General features: G+C 60.0%; 18 protein-coding genes and 1 tRNA gene. 13 read left to right on the top strand and 6 right to left on the bottom strand.

Annotated features, from left to right (window positions below):
* Positions 1–282 precede the first annotated feature (282 nt).
* The 9 genes from thrS to ABVN19_RS06060 all read left to right on the top strand — a co-directional run bounded on the left by thrS (position 283) and on the right by ABVN19_RS06060 (position 7756).
* Entirely contained in the window at positions 283–2205 is a 1923-nt protein-coding gene (thrS, locus tag ABVN19_RS06020; RefSeq protein ID WP_028941670.1) for a threonine--tRNA ligase, read from the top strand.
* Positions 2205–2756 carry a translation initiation factor IF-3 gene (gene infC, locus ABVN19_RS06025; protein WP_174446961.1) on the top strand — a complete coding sequence of 184 codons (552 nt, stop codon included), beginning with the start codon at positions 2205–2207 and terminating at the stop codon, positions 2754–2756. The genes thrS and infC overlap by 1 nt, the downstream gene beginning before the upstream one ends.
* Before the next feature lie 60 nt (positions 2757–2816).
* A complete protein-coding gene (gene rpmI, locus ABVN19_RS06030) occupies positions 2817–3011 on the top strand; it encodes a 50S ribosomal protein L35 (protein WP_027620572.1) in 195 nt (64 codons plus the stop codon).
* 29 nt (positions 3012–3040) lie between these two features.
* Positions 3041–3397 (top strand): 50S ribosomal protein L20, encoded by a 357-nt coding sequence (rplT, locus tag ABVN19_RS06035; protein WP_010222414.1) that lies wholly within the window; start codon positions 3041–3043, stop codon positions 3395–3397.
* 104 nt (positions 3398–3501) lie between these two features.
* Entirely contained in the window at positions 3502–4518 is a 1017-nt protein-coding gene (pheS, locus tag ABVN19_RS06040) for a phenylalanine--tRNA ligase subunit alpha (protein WP_028941672.1), read from the top strand.
* A gap of 36 nt (positions 4519–4554) precedes the next feature.
* Complete coding sequence (pheT, locus tag ABVN19_RS06045) at positions 4555–6930, top strand: phenylalanine--tRNA ligase subunit beta (protein WP_028941673.1); 2376 nt, start codon at positions 4555–4557, stop codon at positions 6928–6930.
* A 3-nt stretch (positions 6931–6933) separates the two neighbouring features.
* Positions 6934–7236 carry an integration host factor subunit alpha gene (gene ihfA / locus ABVN19_RS06050; RefSeq protein WP_002553164.1) on the top strand — a complete coding sequence of 101 codons (303 nt, stop codon included), beginning with the start codon at positions 6934–6936 and terminating at the stop codon, positions 7234–7236.
* Positions 7217–7573, top strand: a complete 357-nt coding sequence (locus ABVN19_RS06055; protein ID WP_010222411.1) for a MerR family transcriptional regulator — start codon at positions 7217–7219, stop codon at positions 7571–7573. The genes ihfA and ABVN19_RS06055 overlap by 20 nt, the downstream gene beginning before the upstream one ends.
* A gap of 106 nt (positions 7574–7679) precedes the next feature.
* Positions 7680–7756: transfer RNA gene (locus ABVN19_RS06060), tRNA-Pro, on the top strand.
* A 176-nt stretch (positions 7757–7932) separates the two neighbouring features.
* On the opposite strand, the gene ABVN19_RS06065 is transcribed toward ABVN19_RS06060, so the two are convergent.
* From ABVN19_RS06065 to ABVN19_RS06075, 3 genes are all read right to left on the bottom strand, one after another.
* A complete protein-coding gene (locus ABVN19_RS06065) occupies positions 7933–8187 on the bottom strand; it encodes a Pathogenicity locus (protein ID WP_105641798.1) in 255 nt (84 codons plus the stop codon).
* Between the two features lie 193 nt (positions 8188–8380).
* Positions 8381–8584, bottom strand: a complete 204-nt coding sequence (locus ABVN19_RS06070) for a hypothetical protein (RefSeq protein WP_028941675.1) — start codon at positions 8582–8584, stop codon at positions 8381–8383.
* 163 nt (positions 8585–8747) lie between these two features.
* Entirely contained in the window at positions 8748–9320 is a 573-nt protein-coding gene (locus ABVN19_RS06075) for a LuxR C-terminal-related transcriptional regulator (RefSeq protein WP_028941676.1), read from the bottom strand.
* A gap of 148 nt (positions 9321–9468) precedes the next feature.
* Here ABVN19_RS06075 and ABVN19_RS06080 point away from each other — a divergent pair, with 148 nt between their 5' ends.
* Genes ABVN19_RS06080 through ABVN19_RS06090 form a run of 3 tightly spaced genes read left to right on the top strand, consistent with a single transcriptional unit; the run spans position 9469 to position 13573 of the window.
* Complete coding sequence (locus ABVN19_RS06080) at positions 9469–10647, top strand: thiolase domain-containing protein (RefSeq protein ID WP_105641797.1); 1179 nt, start codon at positions 9469–9471, stop codon at positions 10645–10647.
* A gap of 2 nt (positions 10648–10649) precedes the next feature.
* The gene (locus ABVN19_RS06085) at positions 10650–12179 is read left to right on the top strand and encodes an AMP-binding protein (protein WP_105641796.1); all 1530 of its coding nucleotides are present in this window, start codon (positions 10650–10652) and stop codon (positions 12177–12179) included.
* 38 nt (positions 12180–12217) lie between these two features.
* Positions 12218–13573, top strand: a complete 1356-nt coding sequence (locus tag ABVN19_RS06090; protein WP_105641795.1) for an MFS transporter — start codon at positions 12218–12220, stop codon at positions 13571–13573.
* Between the two features lie 16 nt (positions 13574–13589).
* On the opposite strand, the gene ABVN19_RS06095 is transcribed toward ABVN19_RS06090, so the two are convergent.
* The 3 genes from ABVN19_RS06095 to ABVN19_RS06105 form a co-directional block, all read right to left on the bottom strand.
* On the bottom strand, positions 13590–15716 hold the full coding sequence (locus ABVN19_RS06095) for a methyl-accepting chemotaxis protein (RefSeq protein ID WP_105641794.1): 2127 nt from the start codon (positions 15714–15716) through the stop codon (positions 13590–13592).
* Between the two features lie 72 nt (positions 15717–15788).
* Positions 15789–17141: an APC family permease gene (locus ABVN19_RS06100; RefSeq protein ID WP_028941681.1), complete on the bottom strand. Its 1353-nt coding sequence runs from the start codon at positions 17139–17141 to the stop codon at positions 15789–15791.
* A gap of 351 nt (positions 17142–17492) precedes the next feature.
* Positions 17493–18419, bottom strand: coding sequence for a LysR family transcriptional regulator (locus ABVN19_RS06105; RefSeq protein ID WP_105641793.1), 927 nt, complete (start codon positions 18417–18419; stop codon positions 17493–17495).
* 162 nt (positions 18420–18581) lie between these two features.
* Here ABVN19_RS06105 and ABVN19_RS06110 point away from each other — a divergent pair, with 162 nt between their 5' ends.
* Positions 18582–19886, top strand: coding sequence for an MFS transporter (locus ABVN19_RS06110; protein ID WP_028941683.1), 1305 nt, complete (start codon positions 18582–18584; stop codon positions 19884–19886).
* Positions 19887–19911 lie beyond the last annotated feature (25 nt).

Raw genomic sequence — 19911 nt, forward strand, 5'->3', positions numbered from 1 at the left:
AATTTCCGAATATTTCTGCCCAGGCGCCAATCGCCGCAAAGCTTTGTGCTAGCATGCCCAGCTCGGGATTGCCGCACGCTTTTTCTTGGCGCTTGCAGCTTGAAACTCCCCACTCAATTGTTTACCCACTTCCAGTCACTCTGGTTCGTTCCCTGGCAGGCTCTCGGGCTTCTGCCACTGTGAGGCAGGCTTTGCTTAGGCAAGGACAGGGGCGGATCGCGTACTGGCTCATCCCAACCCACGTGACCTTTGGTAGGGGTCACCACTAGGAGAGGAGGCGCCATGCCCATTATTACTCTTCCCGATGGCAGTCAACGTTCGTTCGACAAGGCCGTATCCGTAGCCGAAGTCGCCGCATCCATCGGTGCCGGCCTGGCCAAGGCCACCGTCGCCGGTAAAGTCGATGGCAAGCTGGTCGATGCCTGCGACCTGATCGAACACGATGCCACTCTGCAAATCATCACGCCCAAGGACGAAGAGGGGCTGGAGATCATCCGTCACTCGTGCGCTCACTTGGTCGGCCACGCCGTCAAACAGCTGTACCCGACCGCCAAGATGGTCATCGGCCCGGTCATTGACGAAGGCTTCTATTACGACATCGCCTACGAACGTCCTTTCACGCCTGACGACATGGCGGCCATCGAGCAGCGCATGCAGCAGCTGATCGACACCGATTACGATGTCATCAAGAAGGTCACCCCGCGCGCCGAGGTGATCGAAGTGTTCAAGGCCCGCGGCGAAGACTACAAGCTGCGCCTGGTCGAAGACATGCCGGATGAGCAGGCCATGGGCCTGTACTACCACGAAGAATATGTCGACATGTGCCGTGGCCCGCACGTGCCGAACACACGCTTCCTCAAATCCTTCAAGCTGACCAAGTTGTCGGGCGCCTATTGGCGCGGCGATGCCAAGAACGAGCAGCTGCAGCGCGTCTACGGCACCGCTTGGGCCGACAAGAAGCAGCTGGCTGCCTACATTCAGCGCATTGAAGAGGCGGAAAAACGCGACCACCGTAAAATCGGCAAGCGCCTGGGCCTGTTCCACCTCCAGGAAGAAGCGCCGGGCATGGTGTTCTGGCACCCTAACGGCTGGACCCTGTACCAGGTGCTTGAGCAGTACATGCGCAAGGTGCAGCGTGACAACGGCTACCAGGAAATCAAGACCCCGCAAGTGGTCGACCGCTCCCTGTGGGAGAAATCCGGTCACTGGGCCAACTATGCCGACAACATGTTCACCACTCAGTCGGAAAACCGTGACTACGCCATCAAGCCGATGAACTGCCCTTGCCACGTGCAGGTGTTCAACCAGGGCCTGAAGAGCTATCGCGAGCTGCCGCTGCGTCTGGCCGAGTTCGGTGCCTGCCACCGTAATGAGCCATCCGGTGCGCTGCACGGCATCATGCGGGTGCGTGGTTTTACCCAGGATGACGCGCATATCTTCTGTACCGAAGAACAAATGCAATCCGAGTCCGCGGCCTTCATCAAGCTGACCATGGATGTCTACGCCGACTTCGGCTTCAAAGACATCGAAATGAAGCTCTCCACCCGCCCTGAGAAGCGTGTGGGTTCCGATGAGCTGTGGGACCGCGCCGAGGCCGCTTTGGCCTCTGCACTCGACAGCGCCGGCCTGCCGTACGACCTGCAGCCGGGTGAGGGCGCCTTCTATGGTCCGAAGATCGAGTTCTCGCTCAAGGATTGCCTGGGCCGCGTGTGGCAGTGTGGTACCCTGCAGCTCGACTTCAATCTGCCGATCCGTCTGGGCGCAGAGTTCGTCTCCGAAGATAACGGTCGCAAGCACCCAGTGATGTTGCACCGCGCAATCCTCGGTTCGTTCGAGCGTTTCGTCGGAATTCTGATCGAGCACTACGAAGGTGCCTTCCCGGCTTGGCTCGCGCCAACCCAGGCGGTGATCATGAATATCACCGACAAGCAGGCTGAATTTGCTCAGCAAGTGGAAAAAACTCTGGCCGAAAGCGGTTTCCGTGCCAAGTCCGACTTGAGAAATGAGAAAATTGGCTTTAAGATCCGCGAGCATACCTTGCTCAAGGTTCCTTATCTCCTGGTTATCGGGGATCGGGAAGTCGAAACGCAAACTGTCGCTGTGCGTACCCGTGAAGGTGCAGACCTGGGCTCGATGCCCGTCGCCCAATTCGCGGACTTGCTCGCGCAAGCGGTTTCCCGGCGTGGTCGCCAAGATTCGGAGTAATTACTATTAAGCGTGATATGAGACAAGACAAACGAGCTGTACCGAAAGCCCCGATCAACGAGAATATCTCGGCACGTGAGGTTCGGTTAATTGGCGCTGACGGCGAGCAGTTGGGCATCGTCTCGATTGAAGAAGCGCTTCGTATCGCTGAAGAAGCGAAGCTGGATCTGGTAGAAATCTCTGCTGATGCCGTACCTCCGGTCTGTAAAGTCCTGGACTACGGCAAGAGCCTGTTCGAAAAGAAGAAGCAACAGGCCGCTGCGAAGAAGAACCAGAAGATCATCCAGATCAAAGAAATCAAGTTTCGTCCAGGGACGGAGGAAGGGGATTACCAGGTAAAACTACGCAACCTGGTACGTTTCCTTAGTGATGGGGACAAGACCAAGATCTCTCTGAGATTCCGTGGTCGTGAGATGGCCCACCAGGAGCTGGGTATGGAACTGTTGAAGCGGATCGAAGCTGATCTCGCCGAATACGGGACCGTCGAACAGCATCCTAAGATGGAAGGACGCCAGCTTTTGATGGTCATCGCCCCCAAGAAAAAGAAATAACCACCTGGGCACGGCAGGCCTAGCGGTTATGTTTATCAACTGAATGCGGAGTATCCGAACATGCCAAAAATGAAAACCAAAAGCGGTGCAGCCAAGCGTTTCTTGAAAACGGCTAACGGCATCAAGCACAAGCACGCTTTCAAGAGCCACATCCTGACCAAAATGTCGACCAAGCGTAAGCGTCAACTTCGCGGTAGCAGCTTGCTGCACGCGTCGGACGTTGCAAAAGTCGAGCGCATGCTGCGCCTTCGTTAATTTTTGGTCAAAGATAGAGGAAGTTACTCATGGCTCGTGTAAAGCGTGGCGTCATCGCTCGTAAGCGTCACAAGAAAATTCTGAAACTGGCTAAAGGTTACTACGGTGCACGCTCGCGCGTTTTCCGTGTTGCCAAGCAAGCGGTCATCAAGGCAGGCCAATACGCCTACCGCGACCGTCGTCAGAAAAAACGTCAGTTCCGCGCTCTGTGGATCGCTCGTATCAACGCTGGTGCGCGTATCAACGGTCTGTCCTACAGCCGCCTGATCGCTGGCCTGAAAAAAGCGTCGATCGAAATCGACCGTAAGGTTCTGGCTGATCTGGCAGTGAACGAAAAAGCGGCGTTTGCTGCGATTGTCGAGAAAGCTAAAGCCTCGCTGGCTTAAGTACCCCCGACAATCACCCGGCGTCATTTCCGGCGCCGGGTGTTAAACGTCTTAATAGGGGAAGAGCCTGCGCTCTTCCCCTATTTTGTATCTGGAGTCTGTACATGGAAAACCTGGACGCGCTGGTCTCCCAAGCCCTGGAGGCCGTGGAACGCGCTGAAGACATCAATGCCCTGGAACAGATCCGGGTTCAATTCCTTGGCAAGAAAGGCGAGCTGACCCAGGTGATGAAGACCCTGGGCAATATGCCTGCCGAAGAGCGGCCAAAGGTTGGCGCGCTGATCAACGACGCCAAGGAGCGCGTCACCGAGGTGCTCAACGCGCGCAAGGCGGCTTTTGAAGAAGCCGAGCTCAGCGCCCGCCTGGCCGCCGAGTGCATTGATGTGACCCTGCCGGGCCGTGGCCAGACCTCCGGTGGCCTGCATCCGATCACCCGCACCCTGGAGCGCATCGAGCAGTTCTTCACTCATATCGGCTACGGCATCGCCGAAGGCCCAGAGGTCGAAGACGACTACCACAACTTCGAAGCGCTCAACATTCCCGGCCACCATCCGGCTCGGGCAATGCACGACACCTTCTATTTCAATGCCAACATGCTGCTGCGCACCCACACCTCGCCGGTGCAGGTACGGACCATGGAGTCCAGCCAGCCGCCAATCCGCATTGTCTGCCCGGGCCGCGTCTATCGTTGCGACTCCGACCTGACCCACTCGCCGATGTTTCACCAGGTCGAAGGCCTGCTGATCGATCGCGACATCAATTTCGCCGACCTCAAAGGCACCATCGAAGAATTCCTGCGGGTGTTCTTCGAAAAGGAACTGGCGGTTCGCTTCCGTCCGTCCTTCTTCCCTTTCACCGAGCCTTCGGCTGAAGTCGACATCCAGTGCGTGATGTGCAGCGGCAAAGGCTGCCGCGTTTGCAAGCAGACCGGCTGGCTGGAAGTCATGGGCTGCGGCATGGTTCACCCGAACGTGCTGCGCATGTCTGGCATCGACCCTGAAGAGTTCCAGGGCTTTGCCTTTGGCATGGGGGCCGAGCGCCTGGCCATGCTGCGTTACGGTGTCAACGATTTGCGTCTGTTCTTCGACAACGACTTGCGGTTCCTTGCGCAATTTCGCTAGGTCGCGCACCCGTAACGAATCTTTCAGGAGAGCAGGATGAAATTCAGTGAAAAATGGCTGCGCGGTTGGGTAAACCCGCAGGTATCCCGAGACGAGCTGGTTGCCCGTCTGTCCATGGCCGGCCTTGAAGTCGACAGCGTTACCCCGGCTGCCGGTCAGTTCACCGGTATCGTCGTCGGTGAGGTGCTGAGCACCGAGCAACACCCTGACGCCGACAAGCTGCGCGTGTGCCAGGTCAGCAACGGCGGCGAGACCTTCCAGGTAGTGTGTGGTGCGCCTAATGTGCGCCCTGGCCTGAAGATCCCGTTCGCCATGATCGGTGCCGAACTGCCGGGCGACTTCAAAATCAAGAAAGCCAAGCTGCGTGGCGTTGAATCCAATGGCATGCTGTGCTCGGCAGCCGAGCTACAGATCAGCGAAGAGAACGACGGCCTGCTGGAGCTGGCTGCCGACGCTCCGGTTGGCGAAGACATTCGCGTATACCTGGACCTGGACGACGCCAGCATCGAGGTCGACCTGACCCCGAACCGTGGCGACTGCCTGTCTCTGGCTGGCCTTGCCCGTGAAGTTGGCGCCCTGTACGCAGAGCGGGTCACTCGTCCGCAAGTTCCCGCCATTGCCGCCGTGCATGACGAAGTGCGCCCAGTCGAAGTCTTGGCGCCGGCTGCGTGCCCGCGTTACCTGGGTCGTGTCATCCGCAACGTCGACCTGTCGCGTCCGACTCCGTTGTGGATGGTTGAGCGCCTGCGTCGCGCTGACGTCCGCAGCATTGATGCTGCCGTCGACATCACCAACTATGTAATGCTCGAATTGGGCCAGCCGCTGCATGCGTTCGATCTCGCCGAAATCAACGGTGGCATCCGCGTACGCATGGCCGAGGAGGGCGAGAAGCTCGTCCTGCTTGATGGTCAGGAAGTAGCACTGCGCAGCGATACCCTGGTGATCGCCGACCATACCCGCGCCCTGGCTATCGCCGGCGTCATGGGGGGCGAGCACAGTGGTGTTTCTGCCACCACGCGCGACATCTTCCTTGAAAGCGCCTTCTTCGAGCCAATTTCGGTCGCTGGCAAGGCCCGTTCCTATGGCCTGCACACCGACGCTTCGCACCGCTACGAGCGTGGTGTCGACTCGCAGCTCGCCCGCGAAGCCATGGAGCGCGCCACTGGCCTGCTGCTGGACATCGTCGGTGGCGACGCCGGTCCGGTTATCGAAACCGTCAGCGAGCAGCATTTGCCGCAGATTGCACCGGTGGCACTGCGTTCCGAGCGCATCAACCAGATGCTCGGCATGAACATGGACACTGCTGAAGTCGAGCGCCTGCTCAACGCGCTGGGCTTGAAAACCAGCGGTGAAGCAGGGCAGTGGCAGGTCGAAGTACCCAGCCACCGCTTTGACATCAGCCTGGAAGTCGACTTGATCGAAGAGCTGGCCCGCCTTTACGGTTACAACCGCCTGCCGGTTCGATACCCGCAAGCGCGCCTGGCCCCGCAGGCCAAGGCCGAAGCCCGTGGCGAGCTGCCGGCCCTGCGCCGCCTGCTGGTTGCCCGCGGCTATCAGGAAGCCATCACCTACAGCTTCATCGACCCGAAACTGTTCGAACTGTTCAGCCCTGGCGTAGAACCGCTGTTGCTGGCCAACCCGATCTCCAGCGACATGGCGGCCATGCGTGCCTCCCTGTGGCCGGGCCTGGTCAAGTCGCTGCAGCACAACCTCAACCGTCAGCAAGACCGCGTGCGTCTGTTCGAAAGCGGCCTGCGCTTTGTCGGCCAGTTGGGCAACCTGCAGCAGCAGCCAATGTTGGCTGGTGTGGTGTGTGGCAGTCGCCTGCCGGAAGGCTGGGCCAACGGTCGCGACACCATCGACTTCTTCGATGTGAAGGCTGACGTCGAAGCACTGTTGGGCTTCTCGGGTTCGCTGGCCGAGTTCAGTTTCGTACCGGGCAAGCACCCTGCACTGCATCCAGGCCAGACCGCCCGCATCGAGCGTGACGGTCGCGAAGTCGGCTACCTGGGTGCGATCCACCCGGAGTTGGCCAAGACCCTGGGACTGGATCGTCCGGTCTTCGTCTTTGAGCTGGTCCTGGGTGAGGTGGCCGAAGGTCGCCTGCCGAAGTTCAGCGAGTTGTCGAAATTCCCGGAAGTGCGTCGTGACCTGGCGTTGGTGGCAGGACGTGATGTTGCTTCGAGCTCAGTGCTTGAAGTAATTCGTGACAATGCAGGCGAATGGCTGACAGACCTCAGGCTGTTTGATGTTTATCAGGGTAAAGGCATTGATCCTGATAGAAAAAGCCTGGCCGTTGGCTTGACCTGGCAGCATCCATCGCGCACTCTTAATGATGAAGAGGTGAATACCGCGACCCAAAACATCCTCACCTCGCTCGAACAAAGGTTGAACACCACGTTAAGGAAATAGCGTATGGGTGCTCTGACGAAAGCTGAGATGGCCGAACGGCTGTACGAGGAGCTGGGCCTGAACAAGCGTGAGGCCAAGGAATTGGTCGAACTGTTCTTTGAGGAAATCAGGCACGCTCTAGAAGACAACGAGCAGGTCAAATTGTCCGGATTCGGCAATTTCGACCTGCGTGACAAACGCCAGCGGCCGGGCCGCAACCCCAAGACAGGGGAAGAGATCCCGATCACGGCGCGTCGAGTCGTCACCTTTCGTCCAGGGCAGAAGTTGAAAGCCCGAGTTGAGGCTTATGCTGGAACCAAGTCATAACGACGAGCTTCCGCCGATTCCAGGCAAACGCTACTTCACCATCGGTGAAGTGAGTGAGCTTTGTGCGGTAAAACCGCATGTGCTCCGTTACTGGGAGCAGGAATTCCCGCAACTCAACCCGGTGAAGCGACGCGGCAACCGGCGGTATTACCAGCGCCAGGACGTGCTGATGATCCGCCAGATCCGCGCGCTGTTGTACGACCAGGGCTTCACCATCGGCGGGGCGAGACTGCGCCTCTCTGGCGATGAAGCCAAGGACGACACTACCCAGTACAAACAGCTGATCCGGCAGATGATTGTCGAGCTTGAGGATGTATTGGTGGTGCTGAAGAAGTAGTCTTTATCGGGCCGGGAATTTTGGAAAAAATGCTTCCATAATTCAAAAGGTTAGGGTACATTCTTCAACGTTCTCAGCAACTAGGGGAACATGCTTCAAGCCCAGTCGGGGCGTAGCGCAGCCCGGTAGCGCACTTGCATGGGGTGCAAGGGGTCGAGTGTTCGAATCACTCCGTCCCGACCATTATTTTCAATGACTTAGCCCAATCTTATCAGGTTGGGCTTTTTCATGCGTGCGGTTTTTCGGGAATATCATCCGATCCGGTCCGCACGAATCGCCTGCCAAGACGAAGATTGCAACCTCAATCAGGTTGCCGAGACAAGTTTGTCTCGGCAACTAGAAGAGCAGAGCCAACGAGCCTACCCGTCCACGCTGCTTCCAATCGACCCTCTGGCAAGATCAACCGCCGCGGTGATGGCTGCGCGGGCTTGTGGACTGTTTTTCCAGCAGGTTGATCCTACAGCTGCCGATGCTTGAGCCAGGATGTCGCCGACATCCGATTTACCCAGCTCTGCCAGCGTTTCGATCCCCATCTGCTCAAGCCGGGTGATGACGGTAGGACCTACGCCTTTGAGTGCCAGCAGCGCGGTTCGCTCGTTTGGTGGAAATGGCATCCTTGAAATCCTTTTCGGGTGCGAGAGTTCCTTGGAGCTTGCACTAAGTTTGAGTGCTGCTCAACTGAACCGGTGAAATGGCAGGCAAAGAAAAGCCCGCAAGTAGCGGGCCTAAGGTGTCACGAGAGAGTAGGGGTAATGTGCACCTTGCTCCGTGAAAAATTTGTCAAGGACTGCTCGACGTTCCTCTCGCTCAGACAGCGACAGCGATCAGGTCGATTGTCCTGTCTTGAGCGTCCATGATGAAGTGCAGCGGCATGTGCTCAGGTGTATCAGTGGTTGATACTTCGAAACCACCCACGATCAGTGGCAGTCGAGCTTCCTGCTCAAGCGATTCCTCCGCCAGCCTTTTGACCATTCTCGCGTGGTTCATTGCGATTTCACTGAGCGTCGACACGGTGCATCTCCGATAACAAGCAATTATTGTGGCCGCTGCCGCGTCAGAATTACGTCTTCCCGGGGCCGCTAGAGCCGGCTTGTGCAATAGCCACGCCAGAGGCTGGAGGGAAGTTGAGGTAATATTTCCAAATGCGACGAGTGGCGGGTCGGGGGAGAGCTGCTCAGTTCAACACAATAATCCGCGACACCAATTCTGCACTGTTTTTTGCCTCAAGCTTTTTCATCAGGCGCGCCCGATGCACTTCCACCGTTCGGTGCGAGATATTCAGCTTGCGGCCAATTTCCTTGCACGTCAGTCCGTTGACAATATGGGCGGATATTTCCCGCTCCCTGGGCGTGAGGTTGACGGTAGGCCTGAACACCCGGTCCATACGCTCGAAATGCCACACCATCAATTGGAATGGATCATCCGGGGTCAGGGTGTAGCCATTGGCGCGGGCCCAGAAGACTTCGCCACTGTGGTGCTGCATGAAACGCTCGTCAGAGTAGGCACCGTTCCTGGCGTGACGCAGCCAGCTCAGGCTGCGTTCGCCGATGGCCTGGTAGTCGGCTTGCGACGGGTAGAGCTTGAGGATCAGTTCGCCCATCAGCTCATCACGCTCGTAGCCGAACAAGCTCTGGAAGGCTTCGTTGAGGTCGAGCATGCGGCGGTTGCCGGTGATGACTTGTGGCGCGGGCGACACCTGGAAGGCCAGGCGTTCAAGGTCTTGCAGTTGTCGGGCTGGGTCGGTCATGGGGCAGGCCTCCCTCGTTTCTATGGAGTTTTCCCACGCAGTATCTATCAGTCGGGCTACTCATCCCTATACGTAGTTGCACGAATAGCGAGGGCCTGGAGGTTGGGGCCATTGTAGGGAACGCCTGTTCAACCACAAGGATAAAACTATGGCTACCGATTCCATCAGCATCGTCGCCGCCGCGCATTCGCGTTTTGGCCGCCTGAACGATGCCACGCTGGAAGATCTGATCGTTGATGTCACCCGTGCCGCGCTGGCGGATGCGGATGTTGCCGCTTCGGAGATCGACGCGCTGTATCTCGGGCATTTCAATTCGGGGCTGGTTCCCGACGGTTTCCCGGCATCGTTGATGCTGCAGGCCGATCCTGCGCTTCGCTTCAAACCCGCCACGCGTTGCGAGAACGCCTGTGCTTCGGGCGCGGCGGCGATTCAGGCGGGGATCAATGCGATTCGCTCGGGCGCTGCGGAGCTGGTGCTGGTGGTGGGGGCCGAGAAGATGACCTCGAACTCCACCGCACAGGTTACCCAAGCCCTGGCCGGGGCGGGGTATCAGCATGATGCAGAAGAGGCTGGGTTGAGCTTCCCTCAGCTGTTCGGGCTGGCAGCCGCGGGGTACGGCCAGCGTTACCAGAGTCCGCTGGCGGCCATGGCTGCGATTGCCGCAAAAAACCACGACAACGCCATGGCCAACCCGCTGGCGCAGATGCACAAGGCCATGAGTTTCGAGCACTGCAATACGGTGTCCGAGAGCAACCCCCACATCGCCGAGCCGCTGCGCTTGACCGACTGCTCGCTGGTCACCGACGGCGCGGCGGCGATCGTGCTGGCGTCGGAAAAACGCGCCAGGCAGTTCCGTCGTGAGGTGGCGATCCGCAGCATGGCTCAGGTCAATGACTTTTTGCCGCTTTCCCGGCGCGACCTGTTGGCGTTCGAAGGCCCGCAGCGGGCGATCCAGTCTGCCCTGAGCCAGGCGCAGGTCACGCTGGATGAGCTGAATTTTGCCGAGGTTCATGACTGTTTCACAATCGCCGAATTGCTGATCTACGAAGCCATGGGCCTGGCGCCGAAAGGTCAGGGTCATCGGGTACTGGAAGAGGGGATCGTGCAGGCCGGCGGTACTTTGCCGGTAAACCTGTCGGGCGGGCTCAAGGCCAAGGGGCATCCGGTGGGGGCCACGGGGGTGTCGATGCATGCCTTGGCGTTCGGCCAGTTGACCGGCAACCCGATCGGCCTGGCGGCAGCGAATGCCGAGTTCGGCCTGTTGTTCAACATGGGTGGAATGGCGGTGGCCAACTACGCCACGGTGCTGCAGGCGCGGAGGGCGTAACGGTGAATATTGCCAATTGGCTGCATGCCGCTGCCCAGTGCTGGCCCGGGCGTCCGGCGCTGTTCGAAGGGGCGCGGCAGGTTGCCGACTATCAGGGCTTTGCTGCCAGGGTGCGCGGCCTGGCCCACGAGCTGGTTCACCAGCACGGGGTCGAACCGGGTGATCGCGTGGCGCTGTTCATGAAGAACTGCTGCGAGTACCTGGAGCTGATGTACGCGGTGTGGTGGGTCGGCGGCGTGGTGGTGCCGATCAATTGCAAGCTGCACCGCAGCGAAGCCGGCTGGATCGTTGACAACGCCCAGGCACGGGTACTGTTCACGGATGACGGGCAGGTTTTTGCCCCCAACGAGCTGGCCTGCCGCGAGATGGCGGGGCGCAGCCGGACAACGATCGATGTCGGTGGTGTCCAGCCCGTCCCCTATAGCTGCAACGCCGATCACCTGGCCTGGCTGTTCTACACCTCCGGGACCACCGGGCGCTCCAAGGGCGTGATGCTGTCCCATGGCAATCTGGCGGCAATGTCGCTGTGTTACCCGCTGGATGTGGATGCGGTGAGTGCCCTGGACGCCGTGGTGTATGCCGCGCCCATGTCCCACGGTGCCGGCCTGTACAACTTCATCCATGTACGCTGCGGCGCCCGGCATGTAGTGCCCGAGAGTCGTGGCTTCAAGGCCGACGAGCTGTTCGGGCTTGCCACCCAGCTGGGCAACGTAACGCTGTTCGCGGCGCCGACCATGGTCAAGCGCATGGTCGAGCAGGCCCGGTGTATCGGCTATGCCGGCGAAGGCATCAAGACCATCGTGTACGGTGGTGCGCCGATGTACCTGGCCGATCTCCAGGAGGCGCTCAGCACCTTTGGCCCGCGTCTGGTGCAGATCTACGGCCAAGGGGAGAGTCCGATGACCATCAGCGCCTTGTCCCGCGAGCTGATCGCCGATCGTGAGCGCCCGGACTGGTCCCGCATCGTCTCTTCGGTGGGGCGGGCACATGCCTGTGTGGATGTCTGCGTGCTCGATACCCAGCTGCACTCGCTGCCGGCAGGGCAGCCTGGCCAGATTGCCGTGCGTGGGCCGACGGTGATGCATGGCTACTGGCGCAATGAGGTGGCTACACGCGAGGCACTGGTCGATGGCTGGCTGCTGACCGGCGACATTGGCTACTTTGACGATCATGGCTACCTGACCCTCACCGACCGCTGCAAAGACGTGATCATCTCCGGCGGCAGCAACGTTTATCCGCGAGAGGTGGAGGAGGTGCTGGCGCTGCACCCCGAGGTGTTCGAGGTGTGCGTGGTTGGCGAGGCGGACGAAGAGTGGGGCGAGTCGGTGGTGGCCTTTGTGGTTGCCCGTGACAACCAGCCGCTGGATGAACGATCGCTCACGGCCTGGTTCGTCGCGCGCATGGCGTCGTTCAAAAAGCCGAAGAAGTACGTGTTCCTCACCGAATTGCCGAAAAACAGCTACGGCAAGGTGCCCAAGACTGCACTGCGTCAATGGCTGCAGGAGGCTCCCGGTACGGTTGTTTCCCCGTGACTGTTTTCCATCAATAAGAACAAGACAGGAATACTTCTATGGCAACGCGTCAGCACAACCCGGCCCGGCAACGGCGCCGCGCCTTTATCGGTGCAACCTCTGGGCACCTCATTGAATGGTACGACTATGGCGTGTACGGCTTTCTGGCGGTGTACATCGGCCAGGCGTTTTTCGTCTCCGACGACCCGACCACCAGTTTGCTCAGCAGTTTTGCCGCCTTTGCCTTGAGCTTTTTCATCCGGCCACTGGGTGGTCTGTTTTTCGGACCGCTGGCCGACAGGGTCGGCCGGCGCAAAACGCTCATCACTGTCCTGGTCATGATGGCAGGCTCCACTTGCCTGTTGGGCATGCTGCCCACCTACGCCTCCATTGGTATCGCCGCGCCGATCCTGCTGGTACTGATTCGCTGCGTTCAAGGCTTTTCTGCCGGTGGCGAGATCGGCACCATCACCAGCTTCATCTCTGAATATGCAGGGCCCGGGCGGCGGGGCTTCTCTACCTGTTGGCTGATGGTGACCGCTGTGCTTGGCCTGGTGCTGGGTGGTGCGGTCGCCAATGGTATGACCTGGCTGCTGGGTGCGGAAATGATGCAGGACTGGGGCTGGCGCATTCCGTTCCTGGTCGCCGGCCCCATGGGGCTGATCTCCATGTACATTCGCCTCAAACTCGAGGACAGCCCTGAGTTCCTGGCGCTGCAGAGGGCCGGGGAAACCTCGAAGGCACCGCTGCGTGAAGTGTGGCAATGGAAGCGGGCGATCACCCTGGTGTTTTTCATCATCACCCTGCACAGCTCGATCTTCTACCTGGTACTGACGTTCGCCTCCACCTACATGTCGCGGATCCTCAAGTTCGACAGTGGTACCACGCTGCTCTACGTGTTCATCGCCAGTTTGACGGCCGCATTCGTCATGCCGTTTGGCGGGCTGTTCACCGACCGCTACGGGCGCAAACCTTTCCTGATAGTGGTGGGGGTATTGGCAACGCTTTCGATGTACTGGTTCTTCAAGGCGGCGCCCACGGCCACGCCGGGTTCGTTCTTCCTGCCGTTGATGGCGGTGGCGATCTTCTTCGGGCTGTATGCCTCGTCCACCTACGCCACCATGAGCGAACTGCTGCCCACGCGCATCCGCTCCACGGGGATTGCGGTGGCGTACAACATTCCGGTGGCGGTGTTCGGCGGCAGTGCGCCGTTCATTTCGACCTGGCTGATCCAGCAGACCGGGGATATTTCGTCACCGTGGTACTTCTACATCGGCACCGGGGTGGTGTCGCTGATTGCTTTGGTAGCGCTGCGCAAGGAAGACTTCGTAGCCTGCCAAGGGGCCGGGGAGTCCCCTCGGCCCGCAGCAGCGAGCTTGCCCCTCCAGCGCGATCTTCCAACCACATCGCGGTAGTGCAGCAAGGCGGCTTCTACACTTTGAACGTCGCCATCAGCCCTTGCTGATGATTGGCCAGGCGGTTCAACGCCTGGCTGATCTGTGCCGACTCCTCAGCCTGCCCGGATAGCGATTCGGTCACGTCTCGGATGCTCGCTACATTGCGGTTCACCTCTTCAGCCACCGCGCTCTGTTCTTCGGCGGCCGAGGCAATCTGCAGGTTCATGTCGGTGATCACTGTCACCGCCTCACCAATCCGCTGCAGCGCCGGCAGCGCCTGCTCGGCCTGGCTCACGCTGCTCTGAGCCTGACGATGGCTGCTGTGCATCGAGCCGACTACCTCGCGCGTACCTTGCTGCAGCCCTTCGATTACCACGCGGATTTCATCCACCGAGTCCTGGGTGCGCTTGGCCAGGTTGCGCACTTCATCTGCCACCACGGCAAAGCCCCGGCCCGCTTCACCGGCACGGGCCGCTTCGATCGCGGCGTTCAGGGCGAGCAGGTTGGTCTGCTCGGCGATAGAACGGATAACCTCAAGTACCGATCCGATCTGCTCGCTGCGGCTGGCCAGTTGTTGCACTTCTTCCATGCCGGCGGTCATCTCGCAGGCCAGTTGTTCGATAGCGCGGGTAGTGGTGCGAATCAGCGCCAACCCTTCACGGGTAGCCTGGTCGGCACCGCGCGCCGCTTCCGCCGCCTGGGCGGCGTTGCGGGCAACGTCCTGGGCAGTGGCGCTCATTTCCTGCGAGGCAGTGGCCACCTGGTCCACTTCGCGAAATTGCTGCTGCATGCCGGCGCTGGTCTGGCTGGCGATGGCTGCCGACTGGTCGGCAGTGCCGCGTGCATCCTGTACCGAGGTTTTGACGTCGGCAATTACGGGTTGCAGCTTGTCGAGAAAACGGTTGAACCAACCTGTCAGTTCGCCCAGTTCATCCTTGCCGTTGTAGTCCAGGCGGCGGGTGAGGTCGCCTTCTCCGCTCGCGATGTCCTTGAGCATCGCCGCCACCTTGAGGATCGGCCGGGTCACGCCACGGGCGGTCATCCAGATCACCAGCAGCCCGAGCACGGCGGCGCCCAGAGCCATGAGCAGGCTGGTCAGGTTGGCGCGGGTATTATGGGCGTCCAGGCGCGCATTGAGCTCAATGGCCGGGGCCTGCAATACCGCTTCGGGTACTTCCAGCAGTAGGTTCCACGGCTGCGCACCGGGTACCGGCACAAACGGTTGGCTGACCTGGAGCATGCCATCGCTGGTGAATTCGGCCGCCTTGCCGGCGCGGATCTGTGCGGTGAGGGCGCTGGCTTGCGGGCCGAACACTGCCTCGAACTTCTTGCTCAGCTGGCCGCCGTCACGGCTATGCCCGGCCAGCAGGCCGGCAGGGCTGATGATGCTGACCTGGCCGTTACCGTCGAACAGTTCCTGACGACCCTCAAGGCTCAGTTGCTGCAGGTTGTCGAGGCTGATGTCCAGGCCCATCACGCCGATCACCTTGCCGCCCTGCTTGAGCGGGATGGCAATGCTGGTCATCAATGGCGTACGGTCGCCGACGGTGTCGAAGTAGGGATCGATCACGCAGGTTTCGCCGGTTTCCAATGGGCAGGTCAACCAGCGGTTGTAGGCAAAACCGTTGGCGCCCAGGGTGGTGTCGGCGAGCATGGACTCAGGCATCGCCTCGGACTCCAGTTGGCCGGGCTTTGGTTGCGACCAATACAGGGAAAAGCGTCCGCTCTCATTGCTGCCCAGGTCGGCCTGATCGATGAAAGCGCTGTCCTTGCCGTCGAGCGCATCGGGCAAGTACACCAGGTACAGGCCCAGCAGTTCCGGATTGTCGCCCAGTGCCGTTTTCGCCTGCGCCGTCAGCACCTGGCGCAGGTTATCGCTGCCTTGCGCCTTGAGCGCCGTCATCAGGTGGGCGACGCCGTTGCCATACAGGTAGGCATCCTTGAAGTAACGCTGGATGCGCGACGCCTGCAGCTGGGCATAAGTGTGCAGGCGCAGGCGGGCGTTCTGGTCGAGTATCTGCGTGTTGGCGCTGTTGACCAGGGCGGCACTGCGACTGGATTGAAACAGCGCCGCCGCCATCAGCACCGCGACGATGGCCAGCAGGCACAGGCCTGCCAGCAGGGTGATCTTCCATTGAATCAGCAGGCGGCGCAGCAGCATGGGGACGTCCTTATTGTTGGCGGTATTGAACGCAAAAGCCCGTCGATATCGACGGGCTGTTCTCATGGGGCTCTACTCGGCAATGAAACTCGGCGGCGCAACCTTGAAGGCTTTGGTCAGGTACGCCAGGTACAACACCCCGGTCGCGGCCCAGACCCCGCCGAACAGCAGCGAGTGCTCATCGAGGTCCAGCCACAGGATGGCGATGATACAAAAACCGATAGTGGGCACGACCAGGTACTTGAACTTGTCGGCCAGGGTCTTGTTCTGGCCTTCTCGCCAGTAGCAGTGAACGATCACCGACAGGTTCACGAAACTGAAGGCCACCAGCGCACCGAAGTTGATCACCGAGGTGGCGGTCACCAGGTCGAAGAAAATAGCCGACAGCGAGATGAAGCCGACGATCACGATATTGATCACCGGGGTTTTCCAAGTGCTGTGCAGGCGGCCGAAGTAGCGCTTGGGGATGACGTTGTCGCGGCCCATCACATACAGCAAGCGCGACACGCTGGCTTGTGAGGCCAGGCCCGAGGCCAGGGTATTGATGAAGGTGCAGCAGATGAAGATCGACTGGAACAGCTTGCCGCCTACATACAGCGCGATTTCCGGCAGTGCGGCCTCGTGGTCCTGGAAGCGGTCCATGTTCGGGAAGAACGACTGGATGTAGAACGAAACGATGATGAACACCAGGCCACCGATCAGCGCAATCAGGAAGATCGCCCGCGGGATGACCTTCTCGGCGTTCTCGGTTTCCTCCGACAGGGTAGTGACTGCATCAAAGCCCAGGAACGAGAAACACAAGATGGTGGCGCCGGCCACCAGCGCATTGAGGTGGGTGTCTTCGCCGGCAAACGGCAGCAGGCTCCACGTGGTGCCCAGGCCTTCACCGTTGTGCAGTCCGCGCACGGTCAGGTAGATGAAGACACCGATGATGATGGCCTGGATCGCCACGAACAGCGTGTTGAAGTTGGCCACCAGGTTGATGCTGCGGATGTTGATCAGGCTCATCACCGTCACAAAACCCACCACCCAGGCCCAGGCCGGCACCTCGGGGAACATTACCGACAGGTACAGCTTGGCCAGCAAGGCGTTGACCATCGGCAGCAGCAGGTAGTCGAGCAGCGACGACCAGCCAACCAGAAAGCCCACATGCGGATTGATCGCCCGGCGGGTGTAGGTGTAGGCCGAGCCGGATTCCGGAAAGCGGCGAACCAGCACGCCGTAGCTCACGGCGGTGAAGAGGATGCCGAGCAGGGCCAACACATAAGCGCTGGGTACATGCCCATCAGTAATGCCGGAGACGATGCCGAAGGTGTCGAACACGGTCATCGGGGCGATGTAGGCCAGGCCGATGATCACCACCTGCCAGAGCTTGAGCGTTTTTTTGAATTGGGCGTCGGGGGCTGCGGCGTTATTACTGGGCATGCTGGGCGCGCTCCTGGTTCTGAGGAGCGGGCTGGCGAGGGGTAACGCTGAGAACGGGTCCGTTGTTCTGCTTGCTGGGTGCGCGTGAAGAGACTGGCATCATGGATGGCACTGGCCCGTGTTTTGTTTTGAATTATTTTTTTGAAGGAGGTGAGGCAGGAGCGAAAATAAGAAGGTGACAGAGGTGTGTCAATTAAATTCTGACAAATTGTTTCAAGAGTTTGTCGGGGAATATCAATCCTGGTGCTCTACACCAACAGTTATGGCCGAATGGCGTGTAATACGAACGTCTAATAAAATAGACAGTGTGGGGTGTGTTGCAGATATTTATCGGCAAAACCGTAGCCGCTGCTACGAAGCCAGCCCACAACTGGCTTGAGCGGCCTCGATGAACACCGACTCGGCCCGGCTCATGCGTTGCTCACGGTTCCACAGCAGGTGAATGTCGACATCGGCAATCCCTTCATTGGGCGGCAGTTGCCAGAGCAACCCGGCCTCGACATCCGCGGCCACAACATGGGCCGGCAAACAACCGATGCCAAATCCGGCAATCACCAGACGCCGCACTTCTTCGAGGCTCGGCGACGACGCCACGATGCGCCCGCTGAAGCCTTGCTGGTCACGAAAGATGGTCAATGGCGAGAGCATCCCGCCAATCTGGTCGCTGGTAAAACTGACAAAATTCTCTTTCTGCAGGTCGCCTTCGGCCACCTGCTGCTTGCCGAACAGCGCATGGTGCTTGCCACAGAAAAAGGCGTAGCGCTGGCGCAGGAACAAGCGCTGCTCCAGGCGCGGCTGCGGGCGACGGTTGAGGCTCAAGCCCAGGGTCGCGGTCTTTTCCTGCAGGGCGCTGATGATGTCGGAGCTGCGCATTACGTCGATCTCCAGGTCTACCCGGGGATGCTGGCGATGAAACTCGGCCAGGAAGTCATCAAAGGGCTCGGAACAGATCCGGCTGATCATCAGCAGCCGCACCTTGCCGATCACTTCATCCGCCGGTTGTTCCAGCACACCGCTGACCTGGGACATCTGCCCGTAGATTTCCCCGGCCAGGTGGAAGATCTGCTCGCCTACTTCAGTCAGGGCAAAGCGCGGGCCGCGTCGGGCGATCAGTTGGCGGCCGAGTTGTTCTTCCAGGCGCTTGAGCGCCTGGCTCACCGCAGGCTGGGTCAGGTGCAGGCGGGCGGCGGCGCGGCTGATGCTCAGTTCCTGGCCGATCACCCGGAAGGTACGCAGCAGGTTCCAGTCCAGGCGGTCGTTGAGCAGGCGGTCAGGCATGGTGGGCTCTGTAAATATAAGGGCGGCTAATAGTGTGAATAATAAATAGAAAATTGACTAATCATAGCCCCAGGCAAAAAATCGATCCTGCACAGGCGCCGTCAGAGCGCCCCGGACACACCGTTCTCTCCTGCCAGAAAAATAATCAAAGGAGCCTGACCCATGACGCCTCCCGCTTCGCCCCAGCCTCGCCGGGCCGCGGCTGCCGCTTTTATCGGCACCATGATCGAGTGGTACGACTTTTACATTTATGCCACTGCCGCTGCCCTGGTGTTCGGCGCCTTGTTCTTCCCCTCCGATGACAAACTTTTCAGCACCATGGCCGCCTTCGGCACCTTCGCCGTGGGTTTTTTCGCCCGGCCTCTGGGCGGAATCGTCTTCGGTCATATTGGTGACCGCATCGGGCGCAAGAAGTCGCTGGTGATCACCTTGCTGATGATGGGCGTGGTTACGGTCTGCATCGGCTTGCTTCCCACCTATGCGCAGATTGGCGCCGCCGCACCGGTGTTGCTGATCCTGCTGCGCATCGTCCAGGGCATTGCCGTGGGCGGGGAGTGGGGCGGGGCGGTGTTGATGGCCGGAGAACACGCACCCAAGGGCCGGCGCAATTTCTTTGCCTCCTTCGCCCAGTTGGGCAGCCCGGCGGGCTTGATCCTGTCGCTGCTGGCCTTCAGCGCGGTCACCCGCCTGCCTGAAGAAGACTTGATGAGCTGGGGCTGGCGCCTGCCGTTCCTGGCCAGTGCGCTGTTGTTACTGGTGGGCCTGGCGATTCGCCTGGGGGTCAATGAGTCACCGGAGTTCCTCGCCAGTCGCGAACAGGCCAGCAAGGCCAAGCGCAAGGAGCAGGCACCGGTCATGGAAGTGCTGCGCACTGCATGGCGCCCACTGCTGCTGTGCATCGGCGCCAATACCCTGGGGATTGCCGGGGTGTACTTCACCAATACCTTCATGATCGCCTACACCACCCAGCAGTTGGCCTTGCCACGCTCGTTGATCCTTGAGTGCCTGTTCGTGGTGGCGATCATTCAGTTCTGCATCCAGCCCATGGCTGCCTGGGTGGCGGAGAAAATGGGCGCCACCCGGTTCCTGTGCCTGGTGTCGCTGCTGGCCATGGCCTCGCCCTATCCGATGTTCGTGCTGGTCAGTTCCGGCCAGGCACCGTTGATCATTGTCGGCATTGCCCTGGCGGTGATCTGCATGGCGTCGTTCTATGCGGTGATCGCAGGCTACGTGAGTGGCATGTTCGACACCCATGTGCGCTACACCGCGATCTCCATGGCCTATCAGGTGTGTGGCGCCATTGCTGGCGGCCTGACGCCGCTGGTGGGCACTTGGCTTGCACACACGTTCACCGGCCAATGGTGGCCGATGGCAGTGTTTTACAGCGTGATTGCGGCGATTTCGCTGCTCTGTGTGCTGGCCCTGGCGCGCCGCCATGCTGCCGCCCACCGCCTGGAAATGGCCTGAAATTTCGATGAGTTCTGGAGTAGCT

Source organism: Pseudomonas vranovensis, from assembly GCF_040438935.1.
GTDB classification, from domain to species: Bacteria; Pseudomonadota; Gammaproteobacteria; order Pseudomonadales; family Pseudomonadaceae; genus Aquipseudomonas; species Aquipseudomonas vranovensis.

Excerpts from the sequence above, each read along its gene's own strand:
- thrS (WP_028941670.1), top strand. The coding sequence starts at position 283 with ATGCCCATTATTACTCTTCCCGATGGCAGTCAACGTTCGTTCGACAAG.
- rpmI (WP_027620572.1), top strand. The coding sequence starts at position 2,817 with ATGCCAAAAATGAAAACCAAAAGCGGTGCAGCCAAGCGTTTCTTGAAA.
- rplT (WP_010222414.1), top strand. The coding sequence starts at position 3,041 with ATGGCTCGTGTAAAGCGTGGCGTCATCGCTCGTAAGCGTCACAAGAAA.
- pheS (WP_028941672.1), top strand. The coding sequence starts at position 3,502 with ATGGAAAACCTGGACGCGCTGGTCTCCCAAGCCCTGGAGGCCGTGGAA.
- pheT (WP_028941673.1), top strand. The coding sequence starts at position 4,555 with ATGAAATTCAGTGAAAAATGGCTGCGCGGTTGGGTAAACCCGCAGGTA.
- ihfA (WP_002553164.1), top strand. The coding sequence starts at position 6,934 with ATGGGTGCTCTGACGAAAGCTGAGATGGCCGAACGGCTGTACGAGGAG.
- ABVN19_RS06055 (WP_010222411.1), top strand. The coding sequence starts at position 7,217 with ATGCTGGAACCAAGTCATAACGACGAGCTTCCGCCGATTCCAGGCAAA.
- ABVN19_RS06065 (WP_105641798.1), bottom strand. The coding sequence starts at position 8,187 with ATGCCATTTCCACCAAACGAGCGAACCGCGCTGCTGGCACTCAAAGGC.
- ABVN19_RS06075 (WP_028941676.1), bottom strand. The coding sequence starts at position 9,320 with ATGACCGACCCAGCCCGACAACTGCAAGACCTTGAACGCCTGGCCTTC.
- ABVN19_RS06080 (WP_105641797.1), top strand. The coding sequence starts at position 9,469 with ATGGCTACCGATTCCATCAGCATCGTCGCCGCCGCGCATTCGCGTTTT.
- ABVN19_RS06090 (WP_105641795.1), top strand. The coding sequence starts at position 12,218 with ATGGCAACGCGTCAGCACAACCCGGCCCGGCAACGGCGCCGCGCCTTT.
- ABVN19_RS06095 (WP_105641794.1), bottom strand. The coding sequence starts at position 15,716 with ATGCTGCTGCGCCGCCTGCTGATTCAATGGAAGATCACCCTGCTGGCA.
- ABVN19_RS06100 (WP_028941681.1), bottom strand. The coding sequence starts at position 17,141 with ATGCCCAGTAATAACGCCGCAGCCCCCGACGCCCAATTCAAAAAAACG.
- ABVN19_RS06105 (WP_105641793.1), bottom strand. The coding sequence starts at position 18,419 with ATGCCTGACCGCCTGCTCAACGACCGCCTGGACTGGAACCTGCTGCGT.
- ABVN19_RS06110 (WP_028941683.1), top strand. The coding sequence starts at position 18,582 with ATGACGCCTCCCGCTTCGCCCCAGCCTCGCCGGGCCGCGGCTGCCGCT.